The organism is Streptomyces sp. 13-12-16 (assembly GCF_002114215.1).
GTDB lineage: Bacteria > Actinomycetota > Actinomycetes > Streptomycetales > Streptomycetaceae > Streptomyces.
In genome coordinates this window covers 1-1,123 of sequence record NZ_NCTE01000756.1, presented here as the reverse complement: position 1 = coordinate 1,123, position 1,123 = coordinate 1, and the positions used below count along the sequence as shown (strand labels likewise).

Genomic DNA, 1,123 nt, shown 5'->3' with positions numbered 1-1,123 from the left:
CCGGGCGCGCTGGCCACGCTCTGCACGGCGCTGGCCGAGCGGCGGGTCGACATCCTGAGCCTGCAGACGCACCCGCTGGGCGAGGACACCGTCGACGAGTTCCTGCTGCGGGCGCCGGAGGGGACGGACCTCGTCGCCGCCGTGTCGCTCGCCGGGGGCACGGACACCTGGACCGAGCGGGCCGACGCCCACGATCTGGTGGACGCGCCGACCCGGGTCCTCGGGCTGGCCGCCCGCGCCGCACAGGACGCGGCCGAACTTCCGCTCGTGCTGCGCCAGTTGCTGGGCCGGTGCACGATCCGCTCACTGCCGGGCGGCGGTCACCGGGCGGCCACGGCCGTGCCCGAGGAGGGCTCCCTGGAGGACACCGTGATCCGGCTGCGCACCCCGGAGGGCGGGGTGATCACCGTGGAGCGGCCGTACCTGCCGTTCACACCCACCGAGTTCGCCCGCGCGCGGGCACTCGTGGAGCTGGACGCCCGGCTCGGTCCGCGGATCCCGCGCGGCCGTGACGTCCTCACGCTGCCCGAGGGCAGTGCCGTCTCCGTGCGCCGCGCGGACACCGGCGATCTGGCGGCCGCGCGGGCGATGCACGAGCGGTGCTCCACCGAGACCCTGCGCATGCGGTACCACGGGCCGGTCGGCGACGCCGACCGCTATCTGAACCACCTGCTCAGCCCTCGCTACGGCCGCACGCTCGCCGCGCAGACCGCCTCGGGCCGCATCGTCGGCCTCGGCCATCTGCTGTGGGACGGCGACGAGACCGAGGTCGCGCTGGTCGTGGAGGACGCCTGGCAGCGCCGGGGCATCGGCGCCGAACTGCTCACCCGGCTGGTGGCGATGGCGGCCGAGGACGGCTGCGCCCAGGTGTACGCCGTGACGCAGGCGTCCAACACCGGAATGGTCGCCGCGATGCGCGGCCTGGGGCTGCCGCTCGACTACCAGATCGAGGAGGGCACGCTGGTCGTCACGGCCCGCCTGGACGCCGTGGCGGACCGCCGCGCGGAGGAGGGGCGGGAGCACGGCGAGCGGGTCGGCCGGTCGTAGCCCGTCACGCGCGGACACGATGCCACCGCCACCGCGCGGCGACGGGACTCCGGGGCGCCGGCCGCAACGCGCCGGC

General features: G+C 76.3%; 1 protein-coding gene. It reads left to right on the top strand.

Going from position 1 to position 1,123, the window contains the following annotated elements; all coding sequences use genetic code 11:
• Positions 1-1,047: GNAT family N-acetyltransferase (locus B7767_RS28060; RefSeq protein ID WP_085574613.1), on the top strand; the 1,047-nt coding region annotated here is incomplete at its 5' end.
• Positions 1,048-1,123 lie beyond the last annotated feature (76 nt).